Raw genomic sequence first — 691 nt, 5'->3', positions numbered from 1 at the left:
AATCACCGATGTTCCGCGCATGGGACTGATGAAACCCGATGCGGGACAGCGGGCCCAGGATTTTGATACCGGCCAGGAAGGGCCTCCCTCCACGTCTGCCCTGGCGCTCGAGGAGCTGGCCGTCGAGCTGGCCGAGTTCCTGGGAGGGCGGCAAAAACCGAGTCTGGAACGGGTGCCCTCTTCCGCTTGGCATCGCAGCGGCGCGCAAGATTTCGGCGTTTGGCGGGACCAGCAACTGGCAGAGATCGAGGATCTCGCCGGGGACCTCAAACGGAAGGTAGCCCGGTATGCGTCGTTGCGGGCAGTCCAGTCCTCCGACGTGAGCACGAKGCCAGCCGACGCGGCTGCCGTAGCGTGGATTCACGAAGCCCTGGAGGATATCGCCGCGACTGCCTTGGGTCTGGAAATCGCGTCCCGGGAACTGTTCCTTCGGGCCGGGATGGCCGAGGGGCAGACTTTGAAAGTTGAGGCAGCCCAGGACCAAGCCGCAGAATGATCAGCCCCATCGGGGTCAGGCAGGTTAATTTGAGCCCGACCGCCTAGAGCCCAGGCAGCCACGTCTGACAAACAGCGGTGTTAGTCGGCGAGGATGCGGTAGAGCGCGCGGCGGGTTTCATCGAGTTTTTCCATTGCGGCATTTCGTTGCTCCTCGGTTGCCGAGAAGCGGAACTGGTGGATGACTCCCATGAGC

1 protein-coding gene is annotated in these 691 nt (G+C 63.0%); it reads left to right on the top strand.

Features of this window, described 5'->3' with window-relative positions; all coding sequences use genetic code 11:
• Positions 1–496, top strand: a 496-nt coding sequence (locus AC1U89_RS24520; protein ID WP_479902216.1) for a hypothetical protein, incomplete at its 5' end; no start/stop codon positions are given.
• Positions 497–691: the final 195 nt, after the last annotated feature.

Source organism: Caulobacter sp. 05T431 (assembly GCF_056665975.1).
Note: the sequence above shows the minus strand (reverse complement) of the source record. Positions and strands in the feature narration are given on the sequence as shown.